Genomic DNA, 18779 nt, shown 5'->3' on the forward strand with positions numbered 1-18779 from the left:
AGCAGGGCCTTTTTACTGTCCTAAAACGGGATAAATCCGAATTGGTATTCATTTACGTAGCGCGAAATCTGCCTCTTTAGCTCGTAAAAGGCCTGTATGTCATTCTAGGAATGAGCCAGTCAGTTGTCCCGTAAATAGAACTATTTAGCGTGATTTGGATTGCGTTCATCGAAAAGCTCGACTGTAACCTATAGATAACAATTAGGTTTGTTGAGTCAGTTAGCTGTCTGTCGGATGACGCTCTAATATGGCTTTACCTAGTACGATACTTCGCTGCCAATATTCCTGTTCATGAGACTAGCATTACGCGCTTTACTTGGGACACTCTTGCTGCTCCCCGCATTTAGTACCAAAACCCTGGCTCAAACGCCGGGCCCAGCCTATTCGTGTGATGGTACATTCTACCAAACCCGTCAGGTAGCCATTGGTGCAAATTTTCACTCCCAACTATTCCGAGTTGACCGGAACGTAGCTCCCGCTGCTGATCCGACCACCACCATGTATACCACTACACTGGTGCAGGATCTGGCAACGGGCCTTGGACTACCATCTACCACTGATTTCGTTGTTAACTCCTTGGCGTATAACCCGCTGGATGGTTATCTGTACGCTCTAACCTATCCGGTAAATAACAGCGCGACCTATCCTGAAATTCACCTCTACCGCATCGGGCAGACTGGTGTTCAGGATATCGGTCGGATTACCATCAATGGGGCCGTACCAACGCAGTATCCGCAGCTGGCGGCCGGGGTTATCGACAAGGATGGTATGTACTATGCTACCGCGCGGAACCTGTCCAGTGCGACTAACAAGAATAACCTGTTTCGGCTCAACCTAAACCAGTCTTCGGATGCGGCTAAGCTCAACGCGGTAACTGTGCCAATGGATTTCTACACCACGGCCAGCCCCAACACAATAGTTACACCGGCGAGCACGCAAGACTTTAGCTTTATCGACATTGGCTTCAACCCTGCCGACAACTTGCTATATGGAATTTATAGCGCGGGTTCAGTATACAAATTTGATTTCACAACCACTCCTGGCCGGGCCCGCGTTACGCGGATTGGTACTGCTCCTGCCGCTTCTCCCAACTTTGGTTCGGTCAGTTTCGACTTGGTTGGCAACATGTTCGCGTATTCCAACGAAGGCGACTTTTACTCTGTGAATATCACTACAGGTGCCTCAACCGATATTGGTGATGTACCTAACGCAGGTGTAACCGACGGAGCCAGCTGCGTGAATCCTAGCCAGCGCATCGACGTGGTGAAGGAGGTGACCGGGGTAAGCTTTGTGAGCGGCACCACCTATGACGTGTCGTTTGCTATTCGGGTGAAAAATACGGGCACGGTTACAGCTACCAACGTGCAAGTGAGCGACTTCCTGCGCGGTGCCACCAATAACACCACCTTTCCTACGTCCACCTCGCTGACAGTTTCCGGGCTGGCAGTAACAAACACCGGCGGCTCATTGGCCCCTAACACCAATTACTCAGGCCAAGGCGGAAATGCCGACCTGCTCACCGGCAACCAGCAACTGACTGCCGGCCAGAGTGCCTTGATTACGTTCACGGCTCGTGTGGTTTTCCCAACAGGTTCGGTACCTACCACTGCTCAAAACAACACTGCGTATGCTTCCAGCACGGCGGGCACGGCCGCTAACCCCGGTTATGCGCTACAAACCACCGATGGTAGCTTGATTCTGCCGCCCGGCAACCTGGTAGCCGTTGATGCTTCAACGAACAGCGCTGCCCTCCCACTCACTCCCAACGGTGACGTGGCTTCGCCTAGCCCCGTGTATTTCCAAACGGCCATTTTGGGCAACGTTTTCGAAGACGCCAACTACGGTGGTGGTGCCGGCCGCTCGCAGGCTACCAGCAACGGCGAGGGCGTGTTTCAGGCCCGCGTTGAGCTGTATTCGTCGTCGGTGGCAGGTGCATACATCGGATTCACTACTACGGATGCGGCCGGTAACTATAGCTTTATAAACGGAGTGGACGGCATTACGCTGGCGGCAAGCACGATATATCGAGTGCGGGTGGTCAACTCGACGGTAGTAAGCAACCGTCCTGGTAGCACTGCAGGCTTGCTGCCTGTGCAGACCTTCCTTAACGGCAACGTAAACCGGGTTGGCGGCGAAAACCCCAACCAAAACGATGCAGCCCAGAACTCCGGTAATCAAAGCGTAAACGCACTGGAATTAGCGAGCAACTCCACTACCATCCAAACCATCACCCCTACTACTGGTGCCGGTACTGTTACCACACCGAATAGTGGCCCGCTCGTGGGAGTTGACTTCGGCTTCAACTTTGATACGGTAGTGAATACCAACGACAGTGGCCAAGGTTCGTTGCGGCAGTTTATTACCAACTCCAATACCCTCACTAACGCCAACCTGAATCAGGCTTATTCCGGCGCGGTGGCTGGTGAGGAAGCGGCCATCTTCATGCTCAACGATGGCCGCATTTTAGGCACTGCTCCTGCTGGCTTGCGGCTGAATATGGCGGTTGTATCGGGCTACGATAACGGGACTAAGGTGTTTACCATCACGCCTGCCACCGCCTTGCCAGCTATTTCGGATGCTAATACGACCATTGACGGGGAGCGCCAAACTGCTGTTACTGGTAACAACGTAACGCCTGCCGCTGGAACATCAACTGGGGCTGACGTGGTTATCAACTTCAACAACTTGGCTGGTTTAGTGGTAACAGGTGGCAACACCCACATTGAAAACCTGGGCCTCAACAATGCCCGGGGCACCAGCACTGCTGCCACTGGCGCAGTAGTAGCCGATGGTGCTGGTGTTACCTTCAGCGGGGCGGCCACTACGGGCTCCGTAGTAAATCTGGTAACAACCTCGGGCAACACCACAGCGGGTGTGCGGCTGCAAAACGGAGCCACTGGCGTAACCGTTTCCAACAACGTGCTGAACGGCAGCATAACTTCAGGCGCCGTAAACGGAGAAGGACTCGTGCTTTCGGGCGCTTCACAAAACACAATTTCTGGCAACACCATCGCCAACAACAGCGGGTACGGCGTACTGCTGGAAAGTGGGCAGGTGAACAACGAAAACACGATTTTCGGCAATATCATCCGTAACAACGGTGGTGGGCCCAACCCCGAAAATGCTGGGTTGGCAATTGCTGGGGGCAACAACAACTTGATTCTCCAGAACACATTCAGCGCCAATGCCGGCGCGGCGGTAGTAGCGGCCAACAGCACGAGCGGCAACCGTATCAGCCAAAACAGTATGTCGGGCAACGTAGGGGAGGGCATTGACTTGATGCCCACTGGTACCGCCGGAGTAGCCGGCAATGGCGTAACCCGCAACGACGACAACGATACTGACACCGGTGCCAACGGGCTGCTTAACTTCCCTGTCTTCACGCAGGCCGTAACTCTCAACGGCAACTTTATTGTGACGGGTTTCGCACCAGCAGGCGCTGTAGTGGAATTGTTTGTAGCCGATGTGAAAGCTGATGGCTTCGGCGAAGGGCAACTCTACCTCACCAGCCGGACCGAAGGCTCACCCCAAGATAGTGATACGGGCCGTAGCGGATACAGCGGGCCGCTGTGGGGAGTGGATCAAGGAAGTGAAGTGTGGGCTCCCCGCTTCCAGTTCTCTATTCCCCTCACTAGCCTTTCAGATGTGCAACGCACCGCACTCCTTGCTGAAGGAGCTCGGATTACGGCCACTGCTACAATTGCAAGTACCTCTAATGGGTTGGCAGTTGGGAACACCTCGGAGTTTTCGGGTAACATAGCGCTGTTACAGAACCGGCCACTCCCAGTGCAACTGGTGCGCTTCACCGCCGTGGCGCAAAACACAGACACTCAACTGAACTGGAACACAGCCTCCGAGAAAAACAACGCCCGCTTTGTAGTAGAACGTAGCTTCAACGGCAGCACATTTGAAGCTGTTGGCTCAGTGAATGGCCAAGGAACCAGCGCTAGCGGCCACAACTATCAGTTCGTAGATCGTGCGGCAGGTGCTATGGCTGGTGTAGTGTACTACCGCCTCCGTCAGGAAGACACGGATGGTACCAATAGTTTCAGCAACATTCAGGCAGTGCATTTCGCTCAAGCTACCACCGTTTCCTTCATTACTCTTTCGCCAAACCCAGCCACTACCACTACTGCTGTGGACTTGCGCAACCTGCCGGCGGGTGGCGGCGAAGTTCGCATAACCGACTTAACAGGTCGTCTTCTTTTCAGATCAACTGTAACAACGGGTCAAGTTTATCCTCTCTCTCTCTCATCGTTGCCAAGTGGAAGTTACTTGATTACATTTCTAGGAATGGGACAAAAGAAAGCTCAGGTCTTAGTGAAGCAGTAGCCTCGTTAATTCTTATTTCCAATAAGTTGAAAACCCCCTTCGTCTACTTGACGGAGGGGGTTTTTAATTTGCGCCTATTTGAAAAATTCAATAAAACAATGTGCATGCATATTATGACTATTCTGCTTAAATATGTTGTTGAAATAAGATTAAAACACTGAATTCTAAAATGTGGAATCATGTTATAATCCTTAATGATTAAGGAATGAATTAATATAGGGTTCTGTAATTCAAACTTTTATAATAATAACGTAATAATATTTACATGAGTAAATCCACCTTATGTTATAGTTCGTAAGCTCTTTTTAGCTTTGCATCTTTCCACTAAACAGTTATTTGAATACAAATGGAGTGGCAAGTAATCGGCCTAAAAGCCGGTATTCGCCGAGTCGAGGTCTTTATTCAGCGAAAACGTTCTTTACCTGTCTGTTGCCTGCTATAGTTTTGAAAAGTAAGCTCATCAACATGTGTCTCTTAAAATGGATTGCGCCGCATCACTCACTCTAGTTTTCCACCTCTTTTTATAGCTCTATGAGAATAACCTTACGGTTTGCAGTCTTGCTTCTCGCATGGCTGACGCTGCTACGAACTGACGCCTGGGCGCAAACGTGCCCGGGGTCGGCTCCTGGCGGCATAAATTATATAACCACTACTGATGTCGGCAGCCGTCAAGGGACGGGCACCGCGGGCACGGTTGGTTCTGCCAACACGTTCACCGACGCATCGGGTAGTACAGGGACCACTGTAACGTTCAACAACTACCGGAAACTTGGTGCAACAGGTAACACCAACACTTTTGCAGTAGGTACCAATGGTAGCCTCTCTGGGCAATCGTTGGTATGGCAGTTGAACTATAACTCGGGTGGAGGAATCTTGTCGCCTCCTGCTGACGCATTAGCCGACAACCAAGCCTCTGTTACGCTAACCTTCGGACGCTCCGTTAGTGGCCTCACACTCCGGCTTCAGGATCTAGACCTAGGTGGTAACTTCCGGGATAACGTAACCTTCAACGGCTACACCGCAGTAACTGCTACGGGCACTCCAACGGGTACTCCTGTAACACTTAGCAGTGCCAACTTTGCGGTTGGTACTGCCAACCAGTATGTTGCTGGAACTAACTCAGTACAAGGTATCGGTGCTAGTGACCCAGGAGGAGCCACGGCTCCAAACGGTAACCTAACGGTTAGCTTTTCGCAGGACATTCGGGCACTGACCATCATATACAGAAATACCCAGCCTATTACGGTCAATACTGACCGTACTCAGACGTTGGGTATCAACTCTGTCAGCTGGTGCCGCTTAGCTCCAATAGCGAACAACGTAACCAATTCGGTTACGCTACCTACCAGTGCAGGTCAGGTGGATATAGATGGCCTGAGCAGTACCGTGGATGGTACACTTCAAAGCTACACCATCACGGCTATCCCGCCTGCTACACAAGGTGTTCTATACTACAACACAACGGGTTCTACTTATGTAGCAGTTGCTAACAACCAGGTTTTGACGGCGGCCCAGGCTGCCAGCTTGCGTTTCGAGCCAGCCAGCAATGGCACTGCCACTAGTGCGTCCTTCTCTTACAGAGCAACCGATGATGCTGGTTTGTTGTCAGCTAACACAGCCACATTTACTATCCCATTGCGGGTACTGGCACCGTGCGTATCTATTAGTACGCTGAGCTTCAATGCCCCTCGGGCCACAGGCCAGGATTGGCGAGCTCGGGCCGCGGAAAGCGTACCGGCTGCTTCGCCGGTTACCCAGGTTACAACCAGCAATTACGCTGTAGGAGCAAACGCTGCCAACTCTTTAACAACAGCAGGTTTCAATAGCACCCAAACACTGCTTTGGAACACAGACTACTCGGCAAACAGCGCTAACAAGTCAGCCACTGTTACCTTCAATTTCACCCGCCCAGTTTCCAACTTCAGGGTGCAAGTGCAAGACATTGATAGCGGAACTGACTACATAGACCAAGTTACGTTTACGGGCGCTAATGCCGGGACTGCGATAACGCCGTCTTTGAGCAAAGTAAACAGCAACTCCACTTTTGTTTCCGTTAGCGGGAACAGTGCTACTGGCTCAGGAAACACCAATAGCCCGACGGAAGCAACAGTAATTGCTTACTTCCCCGAGGCCATTACAAGCCTTACCATAACGTATAGAAACGTTGAAAACACGAATGACGGTGCCAGTGCTTTCATTGGGATCGACTTCATGGACTGGTGCCGTTTAGCGCCAGAAACTGAAAACATCACCAATTCGGTTGTGTCGAATGCGGCGGGCCAAGTTCCCGTCAATGAGTTAAGCTCTATAGTAGATGGTGCCGTATCTACGTACCGGATTTTAACTATCCCAACAGCAGCACAGGGCATACTGTACGTGAACGGGGTAGCAGTGACAGGCGCTCGGAACCTAACGGCTCTGGAAGCAACCCAACTGACATTCGATCCGGCCGCTACCTCCTCTGGTACGGTGAGCTTCACGTACACCGTTACGGACGACGCTACCCAAACCGACCAAACTCCCGCTACCTATACTATTCCAGTATCTGCTTCGGGGGCTGCCGGCACGGTTGCCGCTTGCGCTAACCCCGGCCGTGATGGATCTCCCACTGGTTTGACCACCAACCCTAACACGTACTATCCAGGTACGGCTACTGCCGCAGTAGGCGCTACTGCTATTACGGTGGGTGGCGCTACGGGCGCAACTCCTATTGCTGTTGGCGACCTGCTGTTGGTTATCCAGATGCAAGGTGCCGATATCAACGCTACCAACACCGACGCTTACGGCGACGGTGTAGCAGGTGGTGCAGGTAATGGAAACTTAGACAACGCCAACTTCACGGCAGGCAACTACGAGTATGTGGTTGCTAACAGCGCTGTAGGTACCACTGGTGGTACCATTCAGCTGACTTCGGCTTTAAAGAACGGCTACCAGAACGCTAACGCTACGAATGCCACCGGCCAGCGCCGGTTTCAGGTAATTCGGGTACCTCAGTACGGCAACCTCACTTTGGGGGCAAGCATCACGGCAACGGCTTGGAATGGTACCGTAGGTGGTATCGTGGTTATTGATGTTGCCAAGCAGCTTAATCTGAATGGCAACACTATCAATGCAAGTGGCGCTGGCTTCCGTGGTGGAGCAGGTCGTCTGTTGGGTGGTACGGCAGGTTTCCTTGCCACCGATTACCGGACGGCTTCCACTTCCAACGGTAGCAAAGGGGAAGGCACAGCAGGTACGCCTCGCTACGTTAACTCTGGCACGGCCGTGTTGGATAACACGACAGATGGCTATCCAACCGGGGACAACGGCCGCGGAGCTCCTGGCAACGCAGGTGGTGGCGGAACGGATGGTAATCCAACCGGAAATGATCAGAACACCGGCGGTGGCGGTGGCGCCAACGGTGGTAGTGGTGGCAGAGGCGGTAACGCCTGGGCTACCGGCCGAGTTGTAGGGGGTGAGCCAGGTGCCGCTTTCTCGGCTGTGAGCAGCAGCCGGCTGGTACTTGGTGGTGGCGGCGGCGCAGGCGTAGTCAACAACAACACGCCTTATGCCTCTAGCGGTACTGCTGGTGGCGGTATCGTAATTGTGCGCACTGGTACCGTGAGCGGTACTGGTTCTATCATTGCAAACGGTACCAACGTTCCGAATGGTGCTACCATTGACGGTAGCGGTGGTGGTGGTGCCGGTGGTTCCATCTTGATTACGGCCACTACTCCTACAAGCTTAAGCGGCCTTACACTAACTGCTAACGGTGGCAATGGTGGCAGCAACAGTCCTGGTGCTGAGCCACACGGTCCTGGCGGCGGTGGTGGTGGCGGCGTGATTCTGGCTAACGGTGCAGTACAAGCTAGCAACGTAGTAGCTGGTCTCAACGGTGTTACCAACTCCACCAACACCCCAGGAGCCTACGGGGCACAGCCAGGTTTGGTGGGCGCTACCAACACGCAAATCAACGCTGCTATTGCGAACAGCACGAGCGGTGCAAACTGTCCCGCCGACGTGACGACGACTATCACGGGGCCAACTACGCTGAGCGTAGGCCAGCCAGCGGGTTCTAACACTAGCTACACGGCTACCTTTACCAACAACGGTACTGGTGCAGCTGCCAACGTAACTCGGCTTGTAACCCTGCCAGCAGGTGCTACCGTAACGGCAGCCAACTTGCCGGCTGGTGCTACCTTCACTACGGTTGGCAACGTAACGACTATCGATTTCGGTACAACAGCTACGCTAGCTAGCGGGGCTTCCAACTCGGTTTCGTTCAGCTTCACGGCTCCTACTACTGCTGGCTCGTATGCTTTAACGAGCAACGTAGCAACTGATGCCAACCAGGGTGTTGATGCGGCCGCGAATACAGCTACGCTCACTCTTCAAGTGAACAGCGCGCCAGCCAACTGCGGCCCTTCTTATTTCGATGGGGTGAATGCCTACAGCGGTTTGTCGGCTGATTACTTCGCTGGTTATTTCGGGGTGGATGGCACGGCAGCCAATGACAGACTCGGGTACTTCAACACCAACGCTGGTGCCAGCAGCACCATCAAGCGGGTTGATCCGCAGGTGAACTTTATGAACAGCGGAACGGCTGCTTGGGGCAACATCATTCCTCCAGCAGCAGGCAACACCACAAACCTCGATTCTTATAGTGCGCGGTATCGTGGTAGCATCAACATAGCCCAGGCGGGAACCTATACGTTCTACCTCAGCTCTGATGACGCCTCTTACCTCTGGATTGACGGTGCAGCTGTTCCTGCTGTTCCAACACTAGGCACTGCGTTAATCAACAACGGAGGTACACATGGTGCGCAGGAAAGAACTTCCGCCACCATCAACCTCTCGGCTGGACTGCACAACATCCTCTTATTCTACGGGGAGCAGTTTGGCGAAAATACGTTCACGTTCTCTTACGCTGGCACCACTGCCACGGGTGTTACCATTGCCAAGCAGATTGTACCTAATACTATCCTGTGCGCAGGCTTATCGAACATCCCGCCAGTTGCTACCACGGTAACCAACTCGCCGGCGATGGCGAATACCAATGGCCCAACGACTATCAATTCGTTGGCTGGTACCGACCAAGATGGCACTGTAACAGGGTACGTTATTACCACGTTGCCAACCCCAGCACAAGGTGTGCTGAGCCTCAACAACGTTGCGGTAACGGCAGGCCAGGTGATTACGGCAGCGCAAGCTGCTCAGCTGCAATTCGATCCGGCCGGTACTTTCAACGGTCCGACGGCTTCGTTCACCTTCCAAGCAGTCGATAACACGGGGCAGTATTCCAACGATGCTGTAGCCTACAACATTCCGGTATTCTCTGCTACCAACATTGCAGGTACTGTATTTGAAGATGTGAACTATGGTGGCGGCAGCGGCCGTACCCTGGCAGCCAGCAGTGGCGTAGGGCGTACGGGTGCTACTGTGGAACTCTACAATGCTAGCGGGGCACTAGTTGCTACCACTACCACCACGGCTGGTGGCGCTTATAGCTTCACCGGCGTAGGTACTGGCACGTACAGTGTTCGGGTAGTGAACAGCACCGTTACGAGCAGCCGCACAGGCTACGTAGCAGGGTTGATACCGGTACAAACCTTCGTGAATGGTGACGTAAACCGCGTAGGCGGTGAAGCACCAGAAAAGCAGGATGCCGCCGCAAACACAGGCAGCCAGACGCTTGCTCAGCTTACTTCCGGTACGCTGACTGCTCAGTCGATTGCGAGCGTAACGGTGGGAGCCACGCCGGCCCCTGTTAGCAACGTCAACTTCGGATTCAACTTCGATGTGGTGACCAACACCAACAACACGGGTCAAGGGTCGCTGCGTCAGTTTATCACGAACTCCAACGCACTCGGTGACGAGGCGAGCTTAACACAAAGCGGCAGCAACGCCGCCGGTACGCTGGCTGCTGGCAAAGAAACCAGCATCTTCATGATTCCTTCGGGTAACTCGGTGGCCGGTTTGCGTGCTGGCTTGGTCAGCGGCCTAACCAACGGGGTAGCTATTATTTCGCCTACCGCCGTGTTGCCTACTATTACGGGAGCCAACACCACTATTGATGGTACAACCCAAACGTTCAACGTGGGCAATACCAACAGTGTAACGTTAGGCGCTGGTGGTACGGTTGGTACTGCTGCTACGGCATTAAGCCAAGTGGGTGGTCCGGAAGTGCAGATAGTAGGTGCTCGCGCTACCTACAACGGTCTGAACACCACGGCCACGAACACAACTTTCCGCGGGTTGAGCATCTATGGGTTCACGGATAACATCAACACCGATATCAACGCGGCGAATGTGTTGGTTGAGCAGAACGTAATTGGCGCTTCGGCTACCAGCTTCACCGATCCAGGAGCTACGGCTCGCACTATCGGTGAGGGTATCAACCTCACCAGTTCAGACAACGGCATTATCCGCAACAACCTTGTTGGGTTTAATGGTGGTATGGGCATCTGGGTGTTGGGCAACGGCAACAACGGTGCGAACAACAACCTGATCAGCAACAACGAAATCCGCGGCAATGCCCGGGAAGCAACTGCTGCTCCAGAGCGTCTGGTTTATGATGGGGTAGAGCTACAGGGAGCCAGCACTGGCAACACTGTATCGGGCAACCTGATTACTGAATCAGTTGGCCATGGTATCGACTCGTTCGCCAATACCATCGGCGGCAACACCGTGTCAGGCAACACCATTAGCAACAATGGTCAGGGTGTTGTCAATAACACGGGCGAAGAAGGTTCTGGTATACGGGTATTCAGCACCACCAACCCAACGAACATCACGGGTAACGTACTAACGGGCAACAATGGCTCCGGCGTGTTTGTCGTGAATGGCGGCAATCAGGTTACTATCTCACAAAACTCGATTTTCAGCAACACCCGCTTGGGTATTGACTTGCTGAGCAACGCGGAGGGAGTCAACGGCAACACGAACCCAAACACTTGGAATGGTCTTACGGGCGCCTCTTCCAACGTCACGATCAACGACAACGGCGACGGTGATGGTGGTGGAAACGGCCTGCTGAACTTCCCGGTTATCACGTCGGCTACCATTCAGGGTACCAACTTGGTGGTGCAGGGCTTCGCCCGTCCGGGTGCAGTTATCGAGTTCTTCAATCCTGGTACTACTGCCGATGGTAGTGGCTTCGGGGAAGGGCAGACCTACTTGGGTACGTTCACGGAAGGCAGCACGGCAGATACCAACGCAGGTACTGGCACGTATGGCACCGCGAACATAAACGGCCTAAACCAGGGCACGGATAACACCAACCGTTTCACGTTCACGATTCCATTGACAGGCAGCTTCGCTGGCCTAACCAGCGGATCGTTCTTAACCAGCACCGCTACCATCGGCAACTCCACCTCGGAGTTCTCGGGCAACGCACCGGTGAATACGCCGCCAGTACCGCGCGACGTAACCAACGTGGCAGTAGCCAACAACAGCGGTCCGTTGGTTCTTAACCCCAACCTGACTGCCACAGCCAATGGTCTTGCGAACGGTGTAGCAAATACTATTGCGAGCTACACTGTAACCGCACTGCCAACCAGCGGTACGCTCGCCTACAACGGCGTGACCTTAACCAGCGCTAACATCGCTACCACGGTCATCAGCGACAAGAACTTGCTGACGTATCAGCCAGCCGCAGGCTTCTCGGGTAGCGTAAGCTTCACGTACACTGCAACGGATGCTAACGGCATTGTGAGCACCACCCACCTCAACGAGGCAGGTACCACGACCACTGCTGGTCCGGCTACCTACACCATCCCGGTGAATGCTGCGTCTGACGTGACAACGACGCTTGCCGGCCCAACCATCTTGAACGCAGGCTTGCCTTCCGGTACGTTCACGGCCACGTTCACCAACAATGGTCCGAACGCTGCTTCCAACGTAACGCAGCAGGTGACTCTGCCAGCTGGTGCCACGAACATAATAGTGCCAGCCGGTGCTACCACTAGTACCGCGGGCGGTCTAACGACCATCAACTTCGGCACAGTTACGACTCTGGCCAGTGGGGTTACCAATACGTTCAACTACAGCTTCACGGCGCCGACAACGAGCGGCTCTATTTCGCAGAATAGCAACGTAGGCACCGGTTCCAGCCAAGGCGCTAATACCGCCGCCGACGTGGCTATACTCAACGGCACGGTGAACCCGGTTGCTGATGTGGCTACCACGATAGTTGGCTCAGCTGCTTCGGTACCCAACGGACAGCCGGCTTCCTTCACGGTTACCTTCACCAACAACGGTCCTTCTTCAGCAAGCGGCGTTACGGGAAGCGTGCAACTACCAGTAGGTCTGACGGGTGTTGTGGTTACCGGCGCTGCTGGTACGTACAACTCTACTACAGGTGTGGTAACGTACTCGCTGGGAACAGTGGCGAATGGTGGTACTACCAACTCGGTGATATCGTTCACGATGCCTGCTAACGGCGCGGTAACGGCTATTTCTACCATCAACACTACGACCAACGAAGCTGGTCAGACGGCCAACGATGTTGCCTCGGCTACCATCAGCGGAACCCCAACCTTCGACGTAACCACGCTGATTACGGGTCCTGCTACCACGGTAGCTGGTACGATGACGACATACAGTGTGTTGACCATCAACAATGGGCCTTCTACGGCTACCAATATTGGCCAGACAGTGCAGCTGCCAGCCAACTTGACAAACGTATTTGTCTCGAACGGTGGTACCTATAACGTGATGACGGGTGTGGTGACGTTCCCAACGCTGGGAGCTATTGCAAGTGGAGTGAAGGTGAACAACACTGTTAGCTTCGTGGCGCCAGCTTTCGTGGCACCAGCTACAACCTTCCCGATTTCCGCCACTGTGAGCGGTGATACCAACACGGCCAATAACACGGCGTTCTTGAATGGCAATGCAACGTTGACAAACGTAGAGGTGACACCCGCTTCCACGATCAATGCCAACATATACACCACCATCACGACGCCGAGTGCCGAAGCACTGCCTGGTGCTCCGGTTACCTTCACGGTAGTAGCGGGCAACAAAGGACAGAGCACGGCTACCAACGTGGTAGAGCGCATTGCGCTACCAGCCGGCCTGACGGGCGTGACCATCTCGGGCAACGGGGCTACCAATGCCAACTACGACCCAAGCACTGGTCTGGTGACGTTGCCAACCATCAATTCCTTGGTTTCCGGCTCGGCTAACACGTACACCATCACGGTGAGCGCGCCTACTTCGGGCATGATAGCGGCGGTGGCAAGCATCTCGGCCGCAACCAACGATGTGATGGTAGCCGACAACGTGGCCACTACAGACGTAACGGTGAATGCTGTTTCGGATGTGGCTACCACCATCTCGGGCCCAGCTAAAGTGAATGCCGGCCAGAGCGTGACCTACAACGTAACCACGACCAACAACGGCCTCGTGCCAGCGGCCAACGTGGTGCAGACGGTGAACATTCCAGCAGGCTTGACCAGCGTGATTCTCTCCGGCAACGGTACCTACAACCCGAACACGGGTATCGTAACGTTCCCGGCCATTGCCAGCCAGGTCAGCGGCAACACGGTGCAGAACACCATCACGTACAATGCACCAGCGGTTAACTCTCTGATGGTTATTGCGTCGGTAACTTCTGCTTCGCCGGACAACGTGAAGACCAACAACACGGCTTCGGTAACGACTACCACGGATGCCATTGCGGATGCCACAGTTGTTATCAGTGGTCCTACTACTATCGTCCAAGGCAACCAGATCGACTACTTGGTGGTGACTACCAACAACGGTCCTTCGACGGCAGCCAACGTAGCTACGCGAGTACAGCTACCAAGTGGTTTGACTGGAGTAGTTCTTTCACAGGGGGGGGCTTACAACTCTACCACTGGTGTGGTTACTTTCTCGACGCTGGCAACACAGCGGTCTGGGCAAGAAGGAACCATAACCAACGTTATCCGATTCATTGCTCCTGCTGGTGTAAGCCAGATCAATGCAACGGCAAGCGTATCGACGACGACGGAAGAGGCCAGCTACGGCAACAATACCTCAAGCATTGTAACGACCGAGGTTGCGCCAACAACTGCTCAAACCAACTTGAGCAACACTATCTCGTCTACGCCAAGTGATTTAACTGCTGGGCAGCCAGTAACCTTGTCGGTAACTACTACCAATGGTGGTACTAACGCGGCAACTGGGGTTGTACAGCGAGTAGCGTTGGAGGTAGGGTTGACTATCACGTCGATCAGCAACAATGGAACGTATGACCCAGCAACAGGTATCGTAACCTTCCCAGCCATTGCGCTGCCGTCTGGTACGGCTGTTACCAACACGATTGTGTTGGCGGCTCCTGGCACTACTCCGCTGCAAGTGCGTGCACTGGTAACGGGTGAGCAGTCAGATCCGGTGTCAACAAACAACTCGGCTTTCCTAAGCCTGGACGTTACGCCTCGTGCTGACGTACTCACTACGGTGAGCGGTCCGACATCGGTAGTTGCCGGTGACGCCGTAACCTACTCGGTGGTTACGCTCAACAACGGTCCTTCGTTGGCCGCCAGCGTTGTGCAGACGGTTACTATCCCAACTGGTTTGACGGGTGTAGTAGTGTCGAATGGTGGTACCTACAACCAGATGACGGGTGTAGTAACCTTCAGCACTATCACGACGCAGGGTATCGGTGCAAGTGGTCAGGTGATGAACACCATCTCCTTCACTGCTCCAAGCAGCGCGTACACGGTAGTCGGCAGCGTGTCGACTACTACCACCGAGCCAGCCGGTGCAGGCACCAACAACTCCTCGACGGTAATGGTAGGTCCTGCCAACCTGGCGCCAGTAGCCAACTCAGTGGTGAATGCACTACAGACCCCAGAGGGCAACACGGCTGGTCCGTTATCTCTCTCTCCGCTGCAAGGCACCGATGCGAATGGCAACAACACCATCGCCTCGTACCGCATCACTTCCATCCCACCAACAACTCAAGGCGTTCTGTCGCTGAACGGTACTGCTGTGGTGGTTGGTCAGCCAATTGATGCAGCTGATGCTGGAAACCTGAAGTTCGATCCGGCCGCCGGCTTTATCGGCAACGCCTTCTTCGGCTACAACGCGGTTGACAACGCCGGAGCTGTTTCAGCAGCGCCCGCACTGTACACCATCCCAGTGGGTCAGGACATCAACTCGGTGTATACCCTGACTACGCCAAAAGGAGAAGCTAACCCGTACGTGAACGGCGACATCATTGCCAACGTGTTCGACGTGAACAGTGGTGCCTACAACAACGCCACTCCGCAAGCCGTAACCGACAACGGTGTGCGTACGGCTTCGCTCACGACTGGCACACTGCCCGCTGGTACTACTCTTGATCCTGCTACGGGTATTATCACGGTAACTAACCGCGCCTTGCTAGTTGCTGGTAGCTATCCAGTAACCATCACGACGGTGGATGCCAACGGCGGTACCAACCCGAATAGCTTCGTCATCGTCATCGGCACTCGTCCGTTGCCAGTTGAGTTGAAGACCTTCACGGTACGGGCCGAGAAAGTAGATGCGCTGTTGGATTGGACTACGGCTTCAGAGAAGAACAGCGACCGTTTCGAAATCGAGCGTAGCCTCAACAGCACCACTTTCGAGAAGATCGGTACGGTACGTGCACAGGGTACCACCCAGAACACGACCACGTATGCCTTCACGGATGCTGGTATCGGTGCCAAGACGCAAGGGATAGTGTACTACCGTCTGCGCCAGGTAGACACCGACGGTACGGTTTCTTACTCGCCAGTTCGCACGGTACGCTTCGAAGCCCAGGCCGCAGTTACAGCCAAGCTGAGCGTGTTCCCGAACCCTGCTACTGCTTCCGACCGGGTGGTAACGCTTGACCTGAGCACCCTGCCAAAGGGTACGTACCAGGCTTCACTGCTCGACGCTACCGGCCGCTTGCTAGGCACCTACTCGGTAGAGGGTGGGGTCAACAAAGTAGTGGATGTACAAACGCTGCCAACGGGTACCTACATCGTAGTAGTACGCGGCAACGGCCTGAACCTGAGCCAGCGCCTGATCAAGGAATAGCCAGCCAGCTTCAGTGAATTAAAAAGGCCCTGCCGGTATTCGGCAGGGCCTTTTTTTTGTGCCAGCACGAAGCCACGCTACTGTGCTGCTACAAGTAAATCTCCACCTCGACGCCTAACATATGACGGGTGTTGGAGGTATATGTATGCTGACTTTCCTTTGTTATTCTGTTCCATGACTGCTATTGCTGCTCCTACTTCTGCCCCTCGCCCGCGTCGTCATCGACCGCCAGCGGCCCCTCTGCTCGACTACGATGTCGTGATAGTAGGAGCGGGGAGTGCTGGCTTGAGCGCCGCACTGGTATTAGGCCGCTGCCTGCGGCGGGTGCTGATCTGCGACGGAGGAGCTCCCCGTAATGCCCCTTCGCCAGGAGTGCAAAGCTTCTTCACCCGCGACGGAATCAAACCGGCTGAGCTGTTGCGCATTGGGCACGAACAGCTCCGGCCCTACGCTACCGTGGAAGTTCGCGGCGTGCGCGTGACAGACTTGGAAGTGCTGCCCGTCGGCTTTCAGTTGACCTTGGAGGATGAATCAGGGAAAACCAGTACCTGCATGACGCGCAAAGTCTTGTTGGCAACGGGTGTGGAAGATGTGTTGCCGGCCGTAGAAGGCATGCACGAGTTGTGGGGAACTGGGGTGCTCCATTGCCCGTATTGCCACGGCTGGGAAGTGCGCAATCAGCCGCTGGCGGTGTTTGGGCACAGCAAATCGGTGACGGGGCTGGCGCTGCTCGTGAGCCGGTGGAGCGACGACGTAGTGGTATGCACCGATGGCTCGACCTGCCTGACCGACAACGCCTTGCGCCGCTTGCGCCAGCACCGAGTTCGGGTACGGCAGGAAAAGGTCAGCCACTTGGAAGGCACCAAGCGTGGCAAGCTGCAACACATTGTATTTGAAAATGGGGAGAAGCTGGCCCGGGCAGCCGTCTTCATACACCCGCATCAGGAACAGCGCAGTCATTTAGCTGAAAAGCTGGGGTGCCGTTTCACGAAGAAGGGCAGTCTGTGGGTCAACAAGAACTCAGAAACCACCTTCCCCGGCCTTTACGCTGCCGGTGATGCTACGCCCGGTACCCAACAAGCCCTGCTAGCTGCTGCCAAAGGAGGCCAAGCGGCTATCTGCATCAACGAGCAGCTCACCCGGGAAGAGTGTCCCAAGTAGCTAGGAGGTGGGTGTATTACAGCCAACTCCAAGAGAGCCGCAAACCACACAACCAGTACCCAGCACCCAGCCAGAAACAACCAAGCATAGCCGGTACGCTACATAGAAATGGAAGGTACAGACAACCGCCTACTGCTAACCTCACCCTAGCGCTTGGGACCGAATGCAGGGTAGCCACCACCTAGCTTTTTGCGTAGACAATAGACCAACCTCTACCGTACCACCTCATGGCCGCTAAGAAAGCTACTGCTCCGAAAGATTCTGCCGCAAAAGACGCTACACCCTCCAAGCCCACTGCCAGCCAAAAAAGTGTTGCTACCCCTGCGGCCAAAGCGGCTGCAAAAGCTACAACTGCTCCCAAGCCAGTGAAGCGCCCCACGGCCAAAGACATGCAGGAGCACGCACAGAAGCTGCCATATCCGGGCAAGCAGGCCGACATGAAATTGCAGCCGGCTATGAGCTTCAGCACGTACCGCGCGGCCAGCAAACTCCAAGACAAGATTGCGCTGATAACCGGAGCCGACTCGGGTATCGGGCGGGCCGTAGCCGTGGCCTTCGCTATGGAGGGGGCGCACGTAGCAGTGCTATACAACGAAAACACGGTGGATGCCGAAGAAACCAAGCGCCTGGTAGAAGCGCAGGACCGCCGCTGCATCTTGCTCCAGTACGATGTGCGCGACCCAGAGCAATGCAAGCAAGCCGTCCGCCGGACGCGCGCTGAATTGGGTGGCTTGAATATTCTGGTCAACAATGCGGCCTTCCAAATGAGCCAGGAGAAGTTCGAGGACATTTCCGAGGAGCAGATTCGCCGCACGTTTGACACCAATATTCTCGGCTATATCTGGATGGCCCAGGCCGCCATTCCACACCTTCGGCAAGACGACAGCATCATCAATACCGGCAGCATTGTGGGCCTTACCGGCATCCCGATTCTAGTGGATTATGCCTGCACCAAATCGGCCATTCATGCCCTTACTAAGAGCCTCGCTACCTACCTCGGCGAGAAAGGTATTCGGGTAAACTGCGTGGTGCCTGGCCCAGTCTGGACGCCTAACATTCCGGGTACGATGCCCGCCGAAGAAATCGAGAAGTTTGGGTACGAAGTAGCCCTAGCGCGGCCGGGCCAGCCTGAGGAATTAGCCCCGGCGTATGTGCTGCTAGCTTCACAAGACGGCTCCTTCATGACGGGCTCCTTGGTACACGTGACGGGTGGCAAGATGAGTTCCGACCAATAACGGCCCGCTAACAAGAAGTGCCCGTTTGCGTCGCGTGGC

At 54.7% G+C, this 18779-nt stretch carries 4 protein-coding genes; all 4 read left to right on the forward strand.

Annotated elements, in window-relative coordinates; all coding sequences use genetic code 11:
* The first annotated feature begins 291 nt into the window (after positions 1 to 291).
* Positions 292 to 4332, forward strand: a complete 4041-nt coding sequence (locus tag MTX78_RS00370) for a beta strand repeat-containing protein (protein ID WP_243798875.1) — start codon at positions 292 to 294, stop codon at positions 4330 to 4332.
* Between the two features lie 531 nt (positions 4333 to 4863).
* The gene (locus MTX78_RS25240) at positions 4864 to 16344 is read left to right on the forward strand and encodes a right-handed parallel beta-helix repeat-containing protein (RefSeq protein ID WP_262924446.1); all 11481 of its coding nucleotides are present in this window, start codon (positions 4864 to 4866) and stop codon (positions 16342 to 16344) included.
* 174 nt (positions 16345 to 16518) lie between these two features.
* Complete coding sequence (locus MTX78_RS00380; RefSeq protein ID WP_243798877.1) at positions 16519 to 17505, forward strand: NAD(P)/FAD-dependent oxidoreductase; 987 nt, start codon at positions 16519 to 16521, stop codon at positions 17503 to 17505.
* 227 nt (positions 17506 to 17732) lie between these two features.
* Positions 17733 to 18740, forward strand: coding sequence for an SDR family oxidoreductase (locus tag MTX78_RS00385; RefSeq protein WP_243798878.1), 1008 nt, complete (start codon positions 17733 to 17735; stop codon positions 18738 to 18740).
* The last annotated feature ends 39 nt before the right edge of the window (positions 18741 to 18779 follow it).

It is taken from the genome of Hymenobacter tibetensis (assembly GCF_022827545.1).
Classification (GTDB): domain Bacteria; phylum Bacteroidota; class Bacteroidia; order Cytophagales; family Hymenobacteraceae; genus Hymenobacter; species Hymenobacter tibetensis.